At 57.0% G+C, this 20,215-nt stretch carries 15 protein-coding genes; 10 read left to right on the top strand and 5 right to left on the bottom strand.

The annotated features are described in order from the left end of the window. Window positions 1-71 precede the first annotated feature (71 nt). On the top strand, window positions 72-575 hold the full coding sequence (locus tag VF639_RS02985; protein ID WP_331144397.1) for a GNAT family N-acetyltransferase: 504 nt from the start codon (window positions 72-74) through the stop codon (window positions 573-575). A 111-nt stretch (window positions 576-686) separates the two neighbouring features. Then, window positions 687-1,508: a universal stress protein gene (locus VF639_RS02980; RefSeq protein ID WP_331144396.1), complete on the top strand. Its 822-nt coding sequence runs from the start codon at window positions 687-689 to the stop codon at window positions 1,506-1,508. Between the two features lie 148 nt (window positions 1,509-1,656). On the opposite strand, the gene VF639_RS02975 is transcribed toward VF639_RS02980, so the two are convergent. Beyond that, a complete protein-coding gene (locus VF639_RS02975; RefSeq protein ID WP_331144395.1) occupies window positions 1,657-3,789 on the bottom strand; it encodes a TonB-dependent receptor family protein in 2,133 nt (710 codons plus the stop codon). Between the two features lie 121 nt (window positions 3,790-3,910). Here VF639_RS02975 and VF639_RS02970 point away from each other — a divergent pair, with 121 nt between their 5' ends. The 8 genes from VF639_RS02970 (at window position 3,911) to VF639_RS02935 (ending at window position 12,288) form a co-directional block, all read left to right on the top strand. After that, a complete protein-coding gene (locus tag VF639_RS02970) occupies window positions 3,911-4,564 on the top strand; it encodes a hypothetical protein (RefSeq protein WP_331144394.1) in 654 nt (217 codons plus the stop codon). Between the two features lie 51 nt (window positions 4,565-4,615). Then, window positions 4,616-5,278 (top strand): hypothetical protein, encoded by a 663-nt coding sequence (locus tag VF639_RS02965; protein WP_331144393.1) that lies wholly within the window; start codon window positions 4,616-4,618, stop codon window positions 5,276-5,278. A gap of 67 nt (window positions 5,279-5,345) precedes the next feature. After that, complete coding sequence (locus VF639_RS02960; protein WP_331144392.1) at window positions 5,346-6,557, top strand: PQQ-dependent sugar dehydrogenase; 1,212 nt, start codon at window positions 5,346-5,348, stop codon at window positions 6,555-6,557. A gap of 98 nt (window positions 6,558-6,655) precedes the next feature. Continuing rightward, window positions 6,656-7,207 (top strand): hypothetical protein, encoded by a 552-nt coding sequence (locus tag VF639_RS02955; protein WP_331144391.1) that lies wholly within the window; start codon window positions 6,656-6,658, stop codon window positions 7,205-7,207. Window positions 7,208-7,410: 203 nt separating this feature from the next. Then, complete coding sequence (locus VF639_RS02950) at window positions 7,411-7,722, top strand: sll1863 family stress response protein (RefSeq protein WP_331144390.1); 312 nt, start codon at window positions 7,411-7,413, stop codon at window positions 7,720-7,722. Window positions 7,723-8,530: 808 nt separating this feature from the next. After that, window positions 8,531-11,338: a S8 family peptidase gene (locus VF639_RS02945; RefSeq protein ID WP_331144389.1), complete on the top strand. Its 2,808-nt coding sequence runs from the start codon at window positions 8,531-8,533 to the stop codon at window positions 11,336-11,338. A gap of 246 nt (window positions 11,339-11,584) precedes the next feature. Beyond that, entirely contained in the window at window positions 11,585-11,824 is a 240-nt protein-coding gene (locus tag VF639_RS02940) for a phosphopantetheine-binding protein (protein ID WP_331144388.1), read from the top strand. Window positions 11,825-12,039: 215 nt separating this feature from the next. Continuing rightward, a complete protein-coding gene (locus VF639_RS02935; protein WP_243801180.1) occupies window positions 12,040-12,288 on the top strand; it encodes a hypothetical protein in 249 nt (82 codons plus the stop codon). 494 nt (window positions 12,289-12,782) lie between these two features. Here the strand turns inward: VF639_RS02935 and VF639_RS02930 are convergent, their stop codons facing one another. The 4 genes from VF639_RS02930 to VF639_RS02915 form a co-directional block, all read right to left on the bottom strand. Continuing rightward, entirely contained in the window at window positions 12,783-13,469 is a 687-nt protein-coding gene (locus VF639_RS02930) for a TIGR02117 family protein (RefSeq protein WP_331144387.1), read from the bottom strand. A gap of 96 nt (window positions 13,470-13,565) precedes the next feature. Further along, the gene (locus VF639_RS02925; RefSeq protein ID WP_331144386.1) at window positions 13,566-16,478 is read right to left on the bottom strand and encodes an MSEP-CTERM sorting domain-containing protein; all 2,913 of its coding nucleotides are present in this window, start codon (window positions 16,476-16,478) and stop codon (window positions 13,566-13,568) included. Window positions 16,479-16,891: 413 nt separating this feature from the next. Then, window positions 16,892-17,887 (bottom strand): AAA family ATPase, encoded by a 996-nt coding sequence (locus VF639_RS02920; RefSeq protein ID WP_331144385.1) that lies wholly within the window; start codon window positions 17,885-17,887, stop codon window positions 16,892-16,894. A gap of 94 nt (window positions 17,888-17,981) precedes the next feature. Further along, the gene (locus tag VF639_RS02915) at window positions 17,982-19,988 is read right to left on the bottom strand and encodes a TonB-dependent receptor (protein WP_331144384.1); all 2,007 of its coding nucleotides are present in this window, start codon (window positions 19,986-19,988) and stop codon (window positions 17,982-17,984) included. Window positions 19,989-20,215 lie beyond the last annotated feature (227 nt).

Here is a 20,215-nt window from a genome sequence, read left to right as displayed (position 1 = left end):
TACTTACAGTTCATCCCTCCCCTACTCCCTCTACATTTCTCGGAACTTCATTTCCTGCCGTTCAATAGAATATGAAGCTGCAACCCATGACGGCCGCGCACTGGCTTGAAGTGCGAACTATCTACCTGGAAAGCATTGCTACCGGCAACGCCACGTTCACTACCGAAGCTCCCGAGTGGGAGGAATGGGACAGTGGCCACCTACGCCACAGCCGGCTGGTAGCCATTGAGGATGACGGAGCACGCAACGAACAACTAGCAGGCTGGGCGGCCCTTTCACCGGCTTCGGGGCGGTGCGTATATGGCGGCGTTGCCGAGGTGAGCGTGTACGTGGCCCAAGCCGCCCGAGGGCGCGGGGTGGGCCGCCAACTGCTGAACGCCCTGATTATGGAATCAGAGCAAAACGGCATCTGGACGCTACAAGCCGGCATTTTCCCCGAGAATACTGCCAGTGTCAGCATCCACGCCAAGGCAGGGTTCCGTGAAGTGGGCCGGCGCGAGCGAATCGGGCAGCTGCGCGGGGTGTGGCGCGATACGCTACTGCTGGAGCGTCGCAGTGCCGTGGTGGGGGCCTGAGTGCAATAAGGACGTGATGCTAGCTGAGTAGGTGGCCAGGAGCTGTACTATGATTTTCTAATAGTACGTTTCTCGTATATTAAACCCTGTTCTTCGCTCCTACTCTTCCCTATGCCTATCTGCTTCCTAGTCCTGACCGATTTCACAGACGCCTCCGATCAGGCTCTCGCCTACGCCGATGCCCTGGCTGCGCCCCTTGGCGCCTCACTGGTCCTGCTCCACATTCGCCGCGAACCACTGCTCGACCCCGAGGCTTTCAACGGTCACATTCAGTACATGAGCGAGGGCGAAATAGCCGCCGCCCTGGCCAGGCGTTCGGCCTCGGTAGCTTCTTCGGTGGTAGTAGAAACAGTGGTGGAGAGCGTATCGGAGGCGATACACCATGCCGTCGCCAAGTACAAACCACTGCTGCTTGTATTGGGCAAGCCCGACACCGCAACCAGTCCCGATGAACTGGTTGTCAGTACGTCGCGCACGCTGTTGCGGGCCACCCTGGTGCCTTTGCTGATGGTGCCTGTTGGCACCACGGTAGCCGTTCCTCCAGCCCGTATCACGCTGGCCGCCGATGGGCACCCCTTCCACCTGCATCCGGAAACTCTGGAAGCTACCCGCCAGTTCCTATCGGCCCTCTCGCCGACCTTTACCGTTACGTACGTAGCCAAGCCGGAGGATAGTGACAACTGTACTGCGGCCCTTACCACCGTGGCTGATAGTGGCCTTGGCGCTTTGTTGCCCACTGTTCGTAGCCACGGCACGCGCCACCGGCACGAGTGGGAAGGGATTCTACAAGCTGCCACCGAAACCCAAGCCGATTTGCTGCTACTCATAGCGCGGCGCCGGAGCTTTCTGGGCCAGCTGTTTCACCAAAGTGTGTCTACCGAGGTGGTTCTGCACACCTCCGTACCCGTGCTACTACTGTCTGCGAAGGATTAGCAACGGTGATTGAGGGAATGAGTGAGTTTGCCGTTCGACCTGCTCGATAGTAAGTGGGAAAAGTTGTTCAACGATAGTAGTACCACTTCCCTTTCACGCCAACCGAACGTCAAAACTCACTCATTCCCTCAATCACTCATTCACTATTTCACCACCGCCAGCCGACTTGCACACCGCCGTAATAGTTGCGGCCGGGAGCGGGCTGGAAGTAGCGGTTGCCGAAGGCATTGAGGTCATTGCCGAGCGAGTAGCGGCGGTTGGTGGCATTTTCGATGCCACCAAAAACATCCAGGCCGAGGCGGCGGAGGGTGTGCCGCCAGCCGCCGCGGGCTGCGAAGGTCCAGTAGCCGGGCGCTTCCACGGTGTTGGCATCGTTGAGGGGCAGGCGGGCCTGGTGGTTGATGGTGGGGCTGAGGTAGAAGCCGTGCATTTCGCTGAAGTCGAGGCCGGCACTGAGCGTGTGGGGGGCGGTGCCGGTGAGGCGGTTGCCGCTGAAGTCGTTGCCGGCCGACTCATAGCGCCCGAAACGGTAGTGGTTGTAGGCGTAGCTGGCCCATAAGCGCAGACCATAGGGCCCGGCTACGGTTGGTGCGGGGCCGGCGGTGGCGGCCGTTGTGGTTTGGGTTATGGTTGGGGTAGTCTGCCACAGCCAGCCGCTTACGGCCACTTCGGCGCCGCGTTGGCGGGTGTTGCCGGAGTTAGCGAAAAGCTGCACGCCGGCCGTGTCGGTGCGGGAGACGATGGTTTGGCGCAGCTGGAAATCATACACCGCCACGTCAAACTTCAACTGCTGGTTGAACAGCGTGCCCCGGGCCCCCACCTCGTAGCTAGTGCCACTCTCGGCCTGCAAGTTGCGGTTCAACTCGCCGTTCGACGTCCTGATTTCTTCTTCCGTGGGCGGCGAGAACCCGCGGCTGATGCTGGTGTACACGGATATCTGCGGCGTAACTTCTTTCAGCAATGCCACGCGCGGCGACACTTCCGCCTGAAAATCCCGCTCGTACCGGAAGCCCACGAACGGTGGCGTCACGGCGTCGGTGAGGCGGTTGACGCGGTAGCGCAGGCGGTTGTAGCTGGCACCGGCCGTGAGCAAGAAGCCGGCCGGCAATTCGTAATCAGCCTGCGCGAACACAAAACCAGTAACCGCCCGGATTTCGTCGTCGTAGCGCAGGGTGCCGGGGCTACCGCCGCGGTTTTGGTAGTTGCGCGAGCTTTCGAAGCCGTTTTGCAGCTCCGCTCCCGCTTGCAGGCGCAAGGTGTGGCCGGCCAGTGCGGTGCGGTAGTTGAGCACGGTCCGCCCGCCGCCCCCAAGCTGCGTGTTCCGCTCCAGATCTACCAGAAACGGCGTGACGATGTTGCTGCCCGTACCATACACCGTGGTTCGGCTGGAAACTCGGTCGGTGAAGCGATATTCGTAAGTGGCGCCAAGCAAAGCGGTGCGCGTGGCGTAGGCAGCCTGCTGCTCCACGGTGCCAGGCGCAGTAGGCGTGCTAGGTCGGGCTTGGCGCGGATTGGCCTCGAACTGAGCGCGGGTGAGGCTGCCGGGTATCTCGTAGTCGAGGTCGGTGTAGAGGGCGTGCAGGGATAACGTGCTTTTCTCGGAAGGACGCAACTCGCCGTCGAGTACCAGCACGTCGCGACGCAGACTGCTTTGCTGGCGGTAGCCGTCCAGGGTTTGGCGGGCGTATTGGGCGCGGAAGTAACCGGTGGCGCTACCGCTTTCCACGGCCACGGTGCTGCGGCGCAAGCCGTAGGAACCCGCCGTGAAGCCGGCTTGCACCCGCGTCTGGCCGGGTAGCGGACGGCGGTTTTCGAGCAGCACCGTGCCGCCGGTACCGGCGCCGTACACGCTGGCAGTGGGACCTTTCACTACTTCCAAGCGCCCAATCTGGCTCGGGTCGAGCAGGTTGAGGGAGGTGCTGCCGCTGGCTTCGGTGAAGGGAATACCTTCATAGTACACCTTCACGTTGCGTACCCCGAACGGCGAGCGGAGCGTACTGCCCCGCACGCTAAGGCGGTAGCTGGCAGTAGCCCGCTCCTCTAGCCGCACACCGGGCAGCGTGTTGACGGCCTGCGTAAGCGCATTCTGCGGAAACCGCTCGAAGGTGGCGGCATCCACCACGCCCACTGCCGCAGCGGTGCGGCGCAGGGGTAACTGTTGGCCGTAGCCGGTCACAGTAGTTTCGGGCAAGCGCACGGCGCGAGCAGTATCAGGAACGGCAGTTTGAGCGAAAAGAGTAGTGGGCAGCAGCAGCAGCGGCGCGGCGTAACGGTAGGGCATCAGAAACTCGGATAAGATTTTAGTGCTGCTAACCGTTAATTAGCGGCTAGGGTTGGGGCGAGGTTGAAATCTGTGTTCAAATGATTTATAAGTCAGGCAAGTTCACTATTCCGCTAGTACCATGTCAACGCTGTATCTGCCCCGCCGCCACCGTCGGCCCCTGCTGCTGCCGCGGGGACTGGTAGCCCTTGGATTTCTACTGTTGCTAGGCTGCTCCGCGCTGGTTGGCCGGCCCGAAATCCGGCGCTACTCCGTCATGCAGCTGACAATGCCCGTGGTATGCAAGCAACCCGACCGATTTGCGGGCATCTGCCTGCCCTCCACTCAGGAAATCAACCGCATGGGCTTTTGGCAAACCGCCGATTTCACTGGCAGCTCCGCCACCGACAGCAGCACATTGCACCTGATCCGCAACCGCCTACGGGCTATGCAGCAACTGCAAACGTCTACGGGTCTGGCGGTGCGCTTTCACGAGCAGGCCCGCTACGGCAGCTTAGTGGATGCGCTGGATGAGGTGAATCAAGCCAACATGCATAAGTATTTCATTGACATCCATTCCTCGGTTACTACATTATACGTGCTTCCAATGCTGCGCTCGGCAAGCTTCGCTCCTGCACCGGAAGCAGAGCTACCACCAGCCGAGGCAGCACCCGCCCCAACCGGCGTGCAGCGCTGGCTCGATCATATCACCAGCCACTTAGCGAATCGGGCTTGGGGTACAATTTTGCTGGCAGGGTTGAGCATTTGGCTGCTTATGGCACTTGGGCAGTGGTGACTGCAAGACGAATAATGTAGTTTACCTTCTGCACCCTATTTAGTTCGACTGATGACTACTCCGCTTCACCTCCCCCGCCGCCATCGTCGGCCCCTGCTGTTCCCACCGGGCTTGCTGGCGCTGGCGTGGCTGCTGTGGTTAGGCTGCGTAGCGCTGCCGCGAATGCGGGGGATGGAGCCGCGACAGGTATTCATGCAGTTTACTGCAATGCCGTTACATGGTGACGTTTTTGGCTTTTCCCCACCCGTCTATTCTTCCGAGCAGCAACTGGAGGAGTTTCGGTCTTGGCAAACTATTACGTTCACAGGAAATCTGTGGGCTGACTATTTCAGCTATAAACAAGCTCGTTTAGCGGCAACACGATTGCAAGAAGACTACGATCACAAAACGGGGCTGCGTATTGCGTTCCATTCTGGCTCGGTATATAAGAGCTTTGTTTTCGCTATCAGCACGCTCAGCGAAGAGGGCATTACTAAATGGTGGCTTGATATTCAGCATCAGCCAACAACGCTGTATGCTTTCACAATGAGTCCTAAATCTTTTGAAGGGTTCTTGTGTGGCACGAATGCTTATATTACACGCATTCCTGAGCCAACAGTACCCCTGACAGCCGCTGCCCTCTTCCAGCCCGACTGGCGCAACTCCACACTTCTGCTGCTCCTGCTAGCAGCTCTTTCCGCCATTCGCCTGTACCGCCAGCAACGCACCGGCTGAAAGCTCGTCCGTAACCCAAGCTCGACAAAAGCAGTTGAACGGAACTACTGTTTCGCTTTGCTGCTCTATGAAAACTTCCTTGCTCCTGACTGCTGCCCTTTTGGTCGGCTTCTCCGCTACCGCCCAGAACGTACCGCCCGAAGGCACGCCGTTCAAGATGACGGGCAACATCTATCTGCCTAAGAAGCTGCCCGTTACCGAGGAGCGCGTAACGGCTCTTACTGTCCCGGCTGGCTTCACTGTCACTAAATACGCCGAAGGCCTCGACATGCCTCGAATGCTAGCTGTGGCTCCCAACGGCGACGTGTATGTGTCCAACCGCGTGAAAGGCACCATAACGCTGTTGCGCGACGCCAACAAAGACGGCAAAGTGGAGACAACGAAACAGGTCGCGCAACGTGCGCATCTGCATGGCCTAGCCCTCAAGGATGGCAAGCTCTATATAGCTGCCGTGCGGGAGCTGTACGTGGCCGACGTAAAAGCCGACGGCACACTAAGCGAGCTAAAAACCCTCTACAAAGATCTACCCGACGCCGGCCAGCACGCCAACCGCACCCTCAGCTTCGGCCCCGATGGCAAGCTCTATCTCTCGGTAGGCAGCACCTGCAACGCCTGCGACGAAGACAACCCCGAAAACGCTACCCTGCTCCAGATAAACACCGATGGCTCGGGTCGCCGCGTGTACGCCACCGGCCTGCGCAACACCATCGGCTTCGACTGGCACCCGGCCACCAAAGTCCTCTTCGGCATGGACCACGGCATTGATTGGCTCGGCGACGAAGACCAGCAGGAGGAGTTCAACCAGATCAAGGAAGGCGCCAACTACGGCTGGCCCTCCATCATTGCCGACGGCAAGCCCTACCCCGCCAACAAACCCAAGAGCGGCGAAACTTACGAGCAGTTCGACGCCAAAGCCGTGCGCCCCTTGCTGCTTTACAAGGCCCATTCGGCCCCATTGGGTTTGGTCTTCAACCGCAGTCAGCAGTTTCCGGCCGAATATAAAAATGACGCCTTCGTGACCATGCACGGTTCCTGGAACCGCGCGCAGCCTTCAGGCTACAAGATTGTGCGCGTGCATTTCAACGAGCAAGGCCAGCCCCAACAGTTCGAGGACTTCATAACGGGCTGGCTGGTGGAAGGCGGTAAATCGGAGTTCGGCCGTCCCTGCGCCATTGTGCAGGCCAATGATGGGTCGTTGTTGGTGTCAGATGATGATAATGGGGTGATTTATCGGGTAGCGTATGCTGCCAGCAATAAGGTGCCGAAAAAGAAGAGCTAAGCGTTAGAAGTTACGGACTAGCTCCCCTTCTTGAAAAAAGGAGGGGAGCTTTTTAGTGGTAGTTGTAGTTTAGAGCCCTTACCAATTCTGTTCACTCAATGCCCGCCCTTTCTCCCGACTTACGCAAAGCCCTCTTCAACCTGCCCCAACGCGAAAAAGACCAGTTGCTGGCCCGCCTAGTGGCGCAGGATTCTGTGCTGACGGAGCAGCTTACGTTTCGGTTGCTGGAGGGCGAAGATGCACTGGAAATCCGGCGGGAGCGGCTTCGGACGCAAGTAGATGACCCTGTTCGGGGCTACCACCAAACGCCCAACGACCTACTGCACATCGTGCGGCAGTTGCAGGCCCGGCTGGCTTACCACGCCCGCATCACCGGCGACACGTTCGGCGAAATAGAGCTGACTTTGCGGTTGCTAACCAATATCTTCCGCCACCAGCCCGCTGCCGTGGCGCAACTACATGGCCCCACGCAGCCGCTACTCCAACACCTGGCCCGCCGCACCCACGACGTGCTCAAGCAAATTGGCAAGCTGCACGAAGATTATCTGGTAGAACTAGCGCCGGCCCTCAACGAATTGCTAACGTTGCTTTATGTGTCGGCTGCCGCGCCACTGGCCCGCGAGTTGGATATCCCAACGGTGGTTGCGTGAGAGGCTCACTTTAGAACACAAGTGAAAATAAAAAAAGTAGGCCTTAGTACTAGAAGCTAGCAGGTTTTACTGGCCACTCATAGAGTCGTCAAAGAAGCGCCTTATTACTTATAGATGAGTTACGCGAGCAACTTAGCGTATCCTTTGCTCGTCAAAAGCTGTATCTTATTCTATCTGCCTTCTAAACCTACCAGCTGTTCGCCATGTCTACTACTTCCCCCCAAAATGCGCGCGTGCCGCAACACCTTTCCGATAAGGATATTCGCCATGCCCTCGAAGATTTAAACACTAAAATCAATACGCTCCGCAATCGGGCTCACGCCACCACTGCCGGTGCGCCACATACGTACCACGAACACATTGCGGCGCTGGAAGTGAAGCGCAATAAGCTGGCCGAGAAGCTAGGCCCAGCGCCAACCCACGATACAAAGCCCTCCGACCATGATCATAATGCGTGGTCGGAGATATGGCACGGTATCGAGAACTTGCGCAACGACCTGCGCAACATCATTTAGTTAGGAGCAAAGCCCACTATTGTGGCCTACCTGAGCTCGAAACGAGTTCGGGCTACTTCCTCACGATTCGAGGCGAGTTAGGCTAAGCTTGAGGTTGTTCCAACAGATAAGAGGCGCTTCTTCGGAAGCGCCTTTTTTATTTATCAGGCCTAGAACGGTTACTGCTTCAAGCCCTTACCTGGTGCACGATTGCTAAGCATCACCACCAAGCTTAGTCGGCTTTTCAACTGATACCTACAAAAATTCCTGCTTCTGCACTTCAGGTTAACTTCTTCAACTGAACGCATAAACTAAACATCCATACGAAGCGAGGCACATAGGTATTACGTCCGAAGGGACGCAGTACTTATGTGCCTTTCGATTTTATCACACAATCTATACGCACAAGATTTACAGCCTAGCTAATAAAAAGATTACTCATAACATAACGACACTCAACCATTTGCAATAAACCAACTCATCCCGCAACTAGATAATTATTCAAACAAGACCAAGTATTATCCAATACCATGATCTAAGCTTGAATACCAGCACCTGCTAATACAATTTATAGCCGAAGGAGCTTTTATGTCTATTTGTAGTATTATATAAAGTAATCGATATAAATATCCCTTTAAAGCTCATTTAAGCTATTTTTATTAATTAGTTTTACTCAAGATGCTTGTACGTCTTGAGGCATAGTGCAATCTATGTTCGATAGGAGCCCAAGGATTTGTAGTCTACTGTCGCTGGTTTCTTTTGCACTATGGCCAAACTTTTACCATCGTTTAAATTAGCACTATTCCTAATATCAGCCTTGATTCCCTCTATGGGAATAGCGCAATCAGCGTCTACTCCTTTAACTGCGGGAATAGGACAAAGCGCCGCTGACGCCCCTACTACACTGCCTGGCACACTGGTATTTAAACTGAAGCCAGAGTTCCGCCCTCAAGTATCTTCGGATGTAGTGGCTGGTCCTGTGCTAGATGCTTTGTTGCACCGCCTTGGTGCTACGCAGGTGCAGCAAAAATTTCCGCATGCGCAGCTTCCCAACTACGACCAGCCTGGCGCCGTCGATCTGCGTCTGGTTTACCAAGCGTGGTTCAATCAGGATGTTTCTTTGAGCAAGGTGCAGCACGCTCTGCAAGGTACTGGCATGCTGGCCTATGTAGAGCCGCTTTATTACCGGGCGCCCCTTCATCAGCCCAACGACCCACTGGCCGATTCTACCGTCACGCCCGGACAATACCACCTGAAGAATATCCGTGCTTACCAGGCCTGGGACCTAACCAAAGGGGATACCACCGTTCTGATTGGCATCACCGATACAGGTTTCCGGCTGACGCACCAAGACTTAGCCGGCCAGTGGCAGCGCAACTACCAAGACCCACCCGATGGTATCGACAACGACCACGACGGCTACATCGATAACTACCGCGGCTGGGACTTCGCCGACCGCGACAACAACCCTTCCCCCAACTCGTATGCGCAGCCGCTGCACGGCGTGCACACCGCCGGAGCCGCCTCGGGCCGCGCCGATAACGGAACTGGTATTGCTGGGGTAGGATTCAACTGCCGATTTTTACCGCTAAAGATCTATCCGGGGACGGCAACCGGCTCTTTTGCCGGCTACGAGGCCATTGTGTATGCTGCCGAGCATGGCTGCAAAATCATCAATATGTCGTGGGGTGGCGCCGGGGGCCGCTCCCAATTCGAGCAGGACGCCATTTCGTATGCCGCTATCACCCACGATGTAGTGCTGGTAGCCGCCGCCGGCAACACCAACGCCGAGCTAGATTTTTACCCCGCCAGCTACGACCACGTGCTGTCAGTTGGCTGGTGCGGCCCCTCCGACATCCGCTCGGGCAGCGCAACGTATAGCCGCCGGATCGACCTGGTAGCTCCCGGTGAAGCCATATACACCACCTGGGGCGATACCGATGCCGACTATGTCCGGGTCGGTGGCTCTTCGTTTGCGGCGCCTTTGGTGGCCGGAGCAGCAGCGCTGGTACGGGCCCGGTTTCCGCAGCTTTCGGCAGAACAAGTAATTGCGCAGCTGCGTGCTACCACCGACAACATCTACAACCTGCCTGGCAACGCCGCCTATGCCGGGAAGCTAGGCACCGGGCGCCTGAACGTGTTCCGGGCGGTGCAAGCCAACAACCAGCATGCTGTTCGCCTCACCCAATGCGTATTTAATCCTACCAAGCCCGTTTATCAACTAGGTGATACTATTCGGATAACTGTTGAGCTCCAGAACCTGTTGCAGCCGATGCAAAACCTGACGCTCACTGTTACGTCTCTATCGCCCTACGTAACGGTGCAGCAAGGCACATTTACCACTACGGCGCTTGGTACCATGTCGCGCGTTTCAAACGCGGCCGCCCCTTTCCGCCTGTTAGTAGCGTCGGCCGCGCCCGTCAACACGCCAGTAACTCTGCGCTATCACCTTTCCGACCCAAACACTGGCTATCAGGAAGACCAGTACGTAACCATCCGTGTTAATCCGGAATACGTGGTGCTTAATGCGGGCAACCTGGCCCTGACGCTCACGCACCGTGGCAGCTTAGGCACTGATGGTATAGGGTCTGATATAGGAGAAGGCGTACGGTATCTGGGCGGAACCTCTATGTTGTACGAAGGTGGCCTGCTCCTCGGCACGGGTACAACCCGCATTTCCAGCCGCCTGCGCAACGACCGAAACAGCATTGACGCCGACTTCTTCAGCCAGGCACAAACTACGCTGCGTCGTCAGACCACTTACGCCGATCAACTGGCTACCGGTGTTCTGCGCGACTCCTTGCCAAGCGCAACCCGCAACCGAACCGTGGGGGTAGAGGTGCGCCAGCAAGGCTCTTCCTGGGCGCACGGCGTAGAGCGTAACTACGTGACGCTGGAATACCACATCAAAAACATAACCGCCGACACGCTCAAACCTCTCTATGCCGCCCTATTCGCCGATTGGGACATGGGGGCTTACAACCGTAACGCGGTGGTTTGGGATTCGGTGCGCCACCTCAGCTACGCCTACAACGTGAACACGCCAAACGCTTATGTGGGGGTGCAATGGTTACGGGGCGGTACAGTGCTCAACTATGCTATTGACGTAAATGCGCCCGCCGGCAGTGCCGTGCGCCTTGCCAACGGCTTCAGCCGCGCCGAAAAAATGCTGACCCTAAACAACGGCACCCGCCAGCGCACTGCTGGCGTGGCTACTGGCACCGACATTGCGCAGGTAGTAGGGGCCATGTTCCCTCAGCTTGCTCCCGCCGATTCGGCCGTTGTCACGCTTGCCATAATAGCAGCGCCTACCCTGGCTCAGCTGCAAGTTGCCGCCGACGATGCCATAGCCCGCTACACCCAAAGCCAGATTCTACGGGTGCGGCCATCCGTTGCCCCGGTTGCGTGGCAGCTGTACCCTAACCCCACCTCCGGTCAGGTGCGAGTGGAAGTACCAGCAAGCTTCGGCGGCAAACGGTTAGAGGTCCTGAGCACGCTAGGCCAAGTGGTGAAGCAGCAGGCCCTGGTCGGCTCTACGGCAACTCTGGATTTGCAAGAGCTACCCGCTGGCGTGTATGTGGTGCGCGTGCAAGGCGCTGCGAGCAGCCTGACCCGGCGCGTACTCCTGACGCACTAACAACAAGCAACTACAGCAAACAAAGCGCCCTATTGGAGCAAGAGTATCACTCTCGCTCCAATAGGGCGCTTTGTTGTGTTCAACAAGCTTCTTCACACCGATTAGTATTTCGAGTCTAATGCCAATGGCTCCACTCTCAATGGCTAAGCTCCACGGCGTACAATTTCACTTCCCCGGTTTTGCCCCGCAGTTGGTACTTGCTCTTGGGCTCTACGTGAAAGTTCGGTAAAGGTCCCAACAGCGCGAGTGGCCCACCCTGCCCCACACCTGGCCGCCGACGATGACCTTAGCCTGCTCCGGTTCACCGAAGATTTAGGCATGGCTTCTCTGGACTTCGTGGAGCTAATAGTTAGCATGAAAACCCATTACCGCATCCAGATTCCTGATTCGGGGTTGCAAGAGGTGCATACTGTTCAGGATTTTGTGGTGTGCCTGAAAAAGAATAGGCAGATTAGTTGGCTTAACCTAAATTTCTATTTCCAGTAGATAGGTGCCATTTCCTACTTGAAAAAAAGCAAAGCTCAGCAGCTAATATTTTTAGCAATTACACCAAGGTTCAGCTACGCATCTATTTATGAGTAACTGTATATTGCACAACCTATATTCTTATTAAGATCAGGTTAAAGGCATCCTATGGCGCTTTTACTCCTAAAAATTACAACTAAACTTTTTAGAATCGACTAATATCCGTATCTTTGGATATGTCGAAAGTAAAGCTTCCCGTTCCGCCGCCTGTACAGCAATATGCTCGCTGTGTAGATGACAGCCGCCGCCCCTCCGACCACATTGGCGACTGGCCTAAAGCCGGCCAAGTGTACCCCATCCAGGTGCGCCGCAATGCGCGCACTGGTCTGCCACAAATTCACGTTCTAGGTTTTTACGCTGAACAGCCTTACGGCGCCTTCGCCCGCCACCGCTTCGAAACGGTAGCTCAGGTTTGGCTCAACTAAGCAGCTTCAGTTGTTTCCTAGCCACCCTCTTTCCCGGCTGCTTCCGTCTTACCACGCGGAAGCAGCCGGGTTTCTTTTTGCCTTAAAGTAAAGGTTAGGACTATCAAGCATGTTCCTTCGGCTTTCGCAAGTAGCTTTTGCCATTCCCGCAACGGCCCTCTCCCAACTAGCCGTTCGGGCCATGTCCAATAAGAGGTAAGGCCAAGTTGTACTTCGCGGGGTGTGCTGACACCTGCCAAAACGGTGCAGCCGCTCGTTCAACGCGCCGCGAAGTACAACTTCGCCTTACCTCCTTTATTATCTGCTGTTGTACTCCCGAAAAAGCTAATTGCTGTGGTAGACGGATTAGCGCTGAGCCCTTAGTTTCAATTATAGTGCGAAACCTCAGGCAGGCAAAGTAGTCCAGCAAATACATGGCAACAAGCTGCTACGACACCACCTTCTCATCCAGGACTTGATAAATAGGCAGCTAGCTTCCAAGCCAGTCCAAGCTGCTACTGATAGTGCCAGAAGATTCCGCCGTCGGCCGGGGTCCAGAGGCTGGCCCGCTGGCCGCTGATTTTCAGCGCTTCGTTGGCCCACGTGTTGCAGGTATAGAACAGGTTGTATACTCGGCGAGCTTCGTAAAATGCGTCGTAACGGCCGTAGCTATGGCCCTCGATGTGTTGCACCTGGCCCTGCGCATCGGGCTGGAAACTTTGCTGAATGAAGCTAATCAGCCGCGCATACTCGGCCGGACTCAAGTAAATCTTCACGCAGTGTAGCCCCACCACGGGCTGGTGGTGAAACGTGGTGTGCATGGCCGAAGTCCCAAGCCAGAACATGGCCCGTAAAGCGGTGCTTAGCTTCAGCTCGGCCCAAGTGGGAGTGTACAGGTAAAAGCCTTTATCACCCCACCCGAAGCCGATATACCGCCGAGTGGTATCGGCGGCCGGCGTGTCGGCATAGCGAATACTGCGACTCCAGTCGATTTGGCTGGTTCGGACGGGCACAACAATATCGGTGTGCACGCCATTGGACAGCACGTAGGCTTCAATGTCGCCGGGTTGGGGGGTACTGCGCGTGCCCACCGGTATGGCTGACAGCACCAGCACTCCTACCCCGTACAACGCCACTACCCCCAACAAGCCCATGCTCGCGTATTTCGCAACCTTCGTGATTTTACGGATGATTCCGGCCATGGACAAACGCCGCGCATTATTGCGAAGACTACGCTTTATCCCAACAGTACGAAAAAGTCACCCGGTTGCTGCTCGGCTTTTGCTTGGCAGGCTGCATCAGGAGGTTCGGCGCAGGCCCCAAAACCCAAAGCAGAGGCCAGCAGCCAGCAGCACCCAAACCTCCTCATCAATCGGGACGCCGGTGGCCGGGGTTGACTCTTCTTCTTCGCCCGCGTCGAGGGCAGCGTTGCCGGCCAGCGTTTGGTCTTGCTTACGGCGAAGCGCCGCCTTTTGGGCCTCGTTTTCCAGCGCCAGGTAGGACGTGAAGGGCGTCAGGATGCCGGTTCGGAAGCTAGCCCGCACAAAGGGCACGCGCTGCTCGTCGGTGGCCTCGGGGTGCAAGGCTTGCCACTGTCCGTAGCCGCGCAGCAGCAGTCCGGTTTGCCAGCGGTTGTTGGCGTCAGTGGTTTCGGGCGGTGTCATTTGCGCTTGGTTTAAGATTACATCTGCCGCGTTGTTGTCGGGCAGATAAGCGCGTGGGTGCGCGGCGTCGGGCCAGACCCGCACGGGTACTGGCGCGGCGGGCACTGGCGCATCGGGCAATGGCTCGGTAGCGTTGTGGCGCAGCGAATGCGCGACTAGGTGGCCATCTTGCTGCAATACATAGAACCGGTCACTTTCCGGATAGGAGCAACTCAGGTCGGAAAAGTCTTGGTCCAGCACGGCTTGTCGCACATCATCAGTCACTACCACCAGCACCGGATACGTCGACGCCGGGTGCTGATGAGCGTCGAACAGAATTTTGCGTACGGCCCCACCCAAATAGAATCCGCCGGCATTGGGAAAAGCGGCTAACTCCTGCCCCCAATTGGCCCCGGCAGGCAGGAGCTTCGCGTAGGTATTAACCAAGCTAAAGCGGGCATTATCGGCCGTTCCGTTCTGGTTGAGGTAATTAGCTACGCGCTGCTGATAGCTGCTTTTGCGCTGCACCTTGCCCGCCGACACATCCAGCAGAAAATGATAGTAGGGCTTGCGCTGCACGACAGGAAGCTTATTTTTCGCGGCGGCACTTACGTACACCACTTCGTTGCCGGGCGTGGTTACGGGAGCCGTGAGCAGAGGCGCCGTAGTGGAGTCGCCGAGCGCAACCTGCCGGTTGTCCACGGTCAGTGTCATGGGCTCCTTGTGTAGCAGCTCGATGCCAGTGGTGCGTACTTCCCCGTCAACTACCGGAAACACCCGCAGGTTGATATGGCTATCGTCGAGGTAGGCCAGCAGGCCGGGGTCGCGGTTCTGGTTTTCGTTGAGAATCTGTTGGTACACCCAGGCAGCGGCTTTTTTCTCGGCCAGGATGCCCGGCTCGCGTCGGTTGCCGATATCGAGGTAGTAGCCCCCGACCCAGCAGCCGGCGGGCAGCTCCAGCGTGGTAGCATACTCGGTGCTCGTCTGCGAGAGATTGGTATTGGCAACTTCTAGCTTCACCCAGCTCACCCAAGCCTGCTGGCGCGCATCGTAGGTGCTGCTGGCCGTCAGGTTGGTAAGGGCGGCGCGGGCTGGCCCCCTCCGAACCGATGCGGAGCGCGACACCTGAAGCACTTGCGCTTCTGCATCTTCTGATTCCACAGGCGTTGCCAGTTCATTCATCCCTTCCGGCTGCTTCGGAGGCCCCGCGAAAAGGTGTTCCAGAGCGGCTATTTTGTCGTCGGAAAGCGTTAGGTTATCGAGTACCAGCCAGTTGAAATAAGCAGATAAGTAAGGCTGCTGAGAGCCAAACAGAAAGTCGAAGTTGCGGGCCTTGTTCTGCTTTACCACCGCCAGCGTACTGGCCAACGCCTGTTCGTCGAGGTTGTAGGTGCGGGAGTAATCGGGGCTGTAGCGGTAGGCCAGGGCCTCGTGCAACACGTGGCGGTTGTGCAGGTTGAGGGCCGTAATGGCGAGCGGCAGCACCAGCACAGCCCCCACGAGTCCGGCTTGGAGCCCGCGCTTCGGAAAGAAGACCAACAACTCGGTGTAGTCGGCAGCTAGCTCGCGCAGGTGCACCACCAGCAACACCAGCGGCGTCAGCATCAAAAACCCAGTGCCAATAAGAATAACCGCAAAAATGGAAAACGGCAGATACGGCAGGAACACCAGGAAAAAGTAGAACGTGTAGCCCAACAGGATGCTCCGCCCCAGAAACAGCAACAGCCGCAGCTTCTTCTGCGCCGGGTTGGGCAAGCACAGCAGCAGCCCGTTCAATACTGCCAGTCCGTAGAACCATGGGCCAGCGAAGTTGCCGAAGATGCCTGTTTCACTGCCATTAAAATTATTGAAAAACAGCCCATTGTTCACGCTTAATCCTACCAGCGGCAGCACCAAGGCGATTAGCCCTTTCCAGAGCAGCGCAAACCTAGAAGGCTTATCCGACTGGTTTAGGCCTATAATGTAGACGCCCCGCACCAGGAAAAACAGGAAGCTCACCGTGGACACCACCGCCGCCACCACCGATACTGCTCCCCCCAACCACGAACCAACCCCCGACCATTCAAAAGCCAACAGTAGCTGAACCAGCAAAAACCAGCCTACTGGCACGACGAAGGCCAGCGCAATACTAAATCCGGCCCGGTGCGGACGACTTTCCGGCGTACACCGCAATACCAATACAAACAGCGCGTGTGCCAGCGTCGGCATCAGGAAAGTAGCCACGTACACCAGCAAATCGGTGGGCACCATCCAGCGGGGCACATTGCGCGGTACCAGGTCGTTGGAGTAACAAACGTAGTAGCATAAGAAGGCCGAGTAAGCTGACAGCGCCAGCAAGGCATACCAGGCTTGCAGAGGCCGCCCCTGCCCTATCCGCCAAAGCCCATACCCAAGCGTAGTCAAGCCAAGGCCAGCCAGCGCCAGCCCAAACCACTGCCATAGCCCCTGGCTTTCCGCCGACAACAGGCTCTTGATAACAGAATACTCCCCGTAACACAGCAAAGCCAGCACAATCACCGGCAAAGTATTCAACAACAGTAGCCACTTCGAATTCAAGAGGTTGCGCATAACACGGAGTAGCTTAGAAAAGAGAAATGCAGTGTTGAATTATATGCTTACAAACATATAACAAAGAACTTTGCATTGCAAAGTATATTTATGGACCAGGCCGCTGCTCATCATCCTGAGCTTACAGAAATTGTTACTTGTCGCACTTACGCGGCCGTCGTGGGGTGGCCGCGTAAGTGCGACAAGAATGGTAGGCGTCTCTGACACCGCTACGCGGCGCAACCGCGCTCCATTGGCTTGGGTCTACAAACCTTGGGTCGCTGCGCGGCCACGTCTAACCGGGCTTAAGTACTTGCTAAAGGCTCAGCAGTTCAACCATTTTAGTATTTGAATTCTCAAGGAATGGCTTGCCGGCATCTACTAAAGTAATCTGCTTCAAAAACGGCCTGTGCAACAAGACAGCGGCAGTACTTTCAATTGCGGCGGCCAGCGAGCAATGCTTCAACCAGCTGAACTGCTAACTGAAAACGCTGCGTCCAGGTGCCGCTGATTTCCTCCACGCTGATGCCGTAGTGACGTAGTGTTTGACGGTGCGAAACATCTAACCGCAGCCGGTCGGCAGCCGGGAGCCGGCCTCCATCCTGCATGAAGGGCACATCGGCCGCTAAGTACAGATACAGGTCGGCGCGGTTAAGGGCGAGTACGCCGGGCGGCACCGGCAATTCCTGCTCAAACATCAGCCTGGCATACGATAGTGTGATATGAATATCGGTATCGATTATAACAAGGGCGCTAGGGCCAGTTTGAGCCTGCTCGATGCGGCGAGCGTGCTCTACCGCTACGTCATACAAATCGGCTACGCTAAAACTGGTGGAATCAGCAATTAAGTCGCGGCCTGCTTCCAGCACCAACGACGCTTGGAAATGCGCCGCCAACTGCGTAGCCAGCGTGGTTTTGCCGGTTGATTCGGTGCCGAGTAGCACCACTTTGCGCACATAATAAGTCTTCACGCTGTCGGGCAGAAAATGCCAAAAAGCCGCCGGATTCTGCCGGATAGCCGTCGCCGATATAGGCACCAGCCCCCGCGCCACATCAAACGGCAAATGCCGGATACCCATGCGCGCCGCCACCAGCTCCCCATACGGCTCCGACGTCACGACGAGCGAGCATTCCGGCATCACTTCCAGAAACTTATCCGCCCACACATTCGACACCGCCAACGAAGTTTCCGAGGTGTTCGGCAATTCGCTTTCCAGGTATTCCAGCAGTTGAACATGCACCGTGTCGTTGCCCGCATATGTCTCTTGCAGCCACGCTTGCCGCACCAGGCCGGGCAGTTGTTCCTGGTCGCTGCTGCATACCAGCACCGTCAGGTGGTCGCAGTGTTGCCGCGCAAAGCTGATTAGCTGCGCGTGCCCCTTGTGAAAGGGCATAAACTTCCCGAATACGAAAGCTTTGATGGCACTCATAAAGCATGGTGTCATTCCGACCGCAGGGAGGAATCTGAGTTTGCTGTTCTGACTCTACAGCTCAGATTCCTCCCTGCGGTCGGAATGACATGGGTTAAAAGCTGTACTGCGCGTTCAAGTAGAAGTTCGCGGGCGCCTGCACGAAATACTTGCGGGTGCCATCCGCTTCCACGTAGCCGTTGTTGAAGTACTTGGCATTGGTGAGGTTATTGGCGAACAACGACACTTGGTAGCCGTTGCGGGCGTACTGCACCCGGGCGTTCAGCAGTACATAATCGTCGACGGTGGCGGAATTGGCGAAGTCGATGTAGGAGCGGCTCTGGTAGCGGCCGAGCAGCGCGGCAGTCCAGCGGCCCGCTTGGTAAACGGTCTCCTGGTTGACGATGAGCGGCGGCGTGAGGATGGGCTCGAATGTCTCGCGCTGTTCCCGAATGCGGCTGTAGCTGAAAGCCGAGTTATTGATCAACGCGAACCGGCCCGAAACCTGATAGCGCACCGTAGCTTCCAGTCCGGTCCGCAAGCTGCTTTCCACTTTATTGGTTAGCGCCAAGCCGTTCGGTCCGAACTGCCCATTTAGCACGATTTCGTTGCGAAAATCCATGTAGTAGGCATTCAGATTCAGCTGCCACTTCTCGGTTTGATGCCGCACGCCTAGCTCCTGGTCCACTACCGACTCCGGCGTTGAGTTGGTTACCAAGGCTACCCCGGTGCTGTCCGCCAGTAAGTCGTCGTTGCCCCCGAATAAGTCGTTGCGGGTTGGTTCGCGGCTGGTGCGGCCGAGGCTGTAGTAGAGCGTGGTGCGGAGAGATGCCGCGAAGCTCGCCCCTATTTTCGGGTTAAAAAACTGCCAGGCTATGGTCGGCAGGGGCACGCTACCCTCATAACGAAACGAGGTAGTACGGAACTGCGCGTCGGCAAACAGCGTGAACTGCTGTAGCTGCACTTCGAGCTTGCTGAAGGCACTGAGTTCCTGCTTGCGCCCTGTGTTGCGGTAGAGCTGACCCAACGCCTGCTCCGTGCCCGTGTGCTGCCGCTGATAGGTGTTGGCGTGCAGGCCACTGGTTGAGGTTAGGTGCCGGGTGCGGCGGGTGTAGGTAGTGAAAGCCCCCGCCCACCCCGACTGAAACGCGTACTTGTACAGCTCCGCGGTGCTCGGCAGGCCAAGGAAGTTGTTGAGGTCGAAGTCGTAGTTGCCACGTAGCGCCGAGTAATACACGCTGGTGCTGAGCAATGACGTAGCGATCAGTTGCCAGTCGTTTTGTAGTTGCACCAGGGCCTGCGTGAAACGGTCGTTTTCGGCGGTGCCGTTGGCGTTGGCCCGGCGGTTCCGCTGCAACACCGAATCGGCCACCCCGAGCCAGGCCAGCTGGTTTTGCTGATGTCCGGCCAGCAGGTTGAGCTTCCAGCTGGCTTTATCCCGAAACAAGCCGCTGCTCACGAACACCGAGCGCGACGTATTGGCCGACCGGTCCTTGTACCCATCCGAATGCAGCTCCGACGCCCGCACATAAAGCGCCTTTTGGTTGCGCAGCCCACTGGCATACTCCCCGAAAATCCGGTAGCTGTTGTACGACCCATACCCCGCCCCAAGCGTGATGTGCGCCGAATCCCGCAACGTAGGCGAAAACAGCTGAATGCTTCCCCCGTAACTAGCCGTGCCGTTCTGCGTAGTCCCGACGCCGCGTTGAACCTGAATGGCCCTCACCGAATTAAGCACATCAGGGAAGTTGGAAAAGTAAGCCCCCTGGTCTTCGGGCTCGTTCAACGGCACCCCATTCAGAGTGGTATTGATGCGGGTTTGGTCGATGCCGCGCAGCCGAAAGTACGCGTACCCCTGCGTGCTGCCCGCATCAGAATAAGCGGTAATGGCCGGCGTTTCGGAGAGCAGAAACGAAGGCTCCTGCCCGACGCTCTTGCGAGCCAGTGCCCGGCCATCCAGGTTGAGGAAGGTAACCGGCGTCAGCTTATCGGCCTGGTAGATTACCGGCACTTCAGGCAGGGCGCGGATAGTATCGGGGCGGGTGATAAGTGGTTGATTTTGTGCTTGTCCGACAGCGGCATGCAACAGGAGTGCTCCCGCTCCCCATAGTCCTAATTTCATAGTTCTGCTAGCTACTGCCGCGCTTCGCGGCGGCACGAAGTTAGCAGCCTTATAGCTGTTCAGCTAGCTGCTGTCATCTGCTAGCTGAACAGCTATAAGACATTACTCGCCTATAGCTATTCCATGAACAATGTAGAGACGCGACACTTCGCGTCTCGGCGTTGAACGACCAATTAAGAACAAGCTCATCTAAACAACCTCAGCAACGGCGAGACGCGAAGTGTCGC

Source organism: Hymenobacter sp. (assembly GCF_036387835.1).
Taxonomy (GTDB): domain Bacteria; phylum Bacteroidota; class Bacteroidia; order Cytophagales; family Hymenobacteraceae; genus Hymenobacter.
The sequence above is the reverse complement of the archived record's forward strand: the minus strand, read 5'-3'. Positions and strand labels throughout refer to the sequence as shown.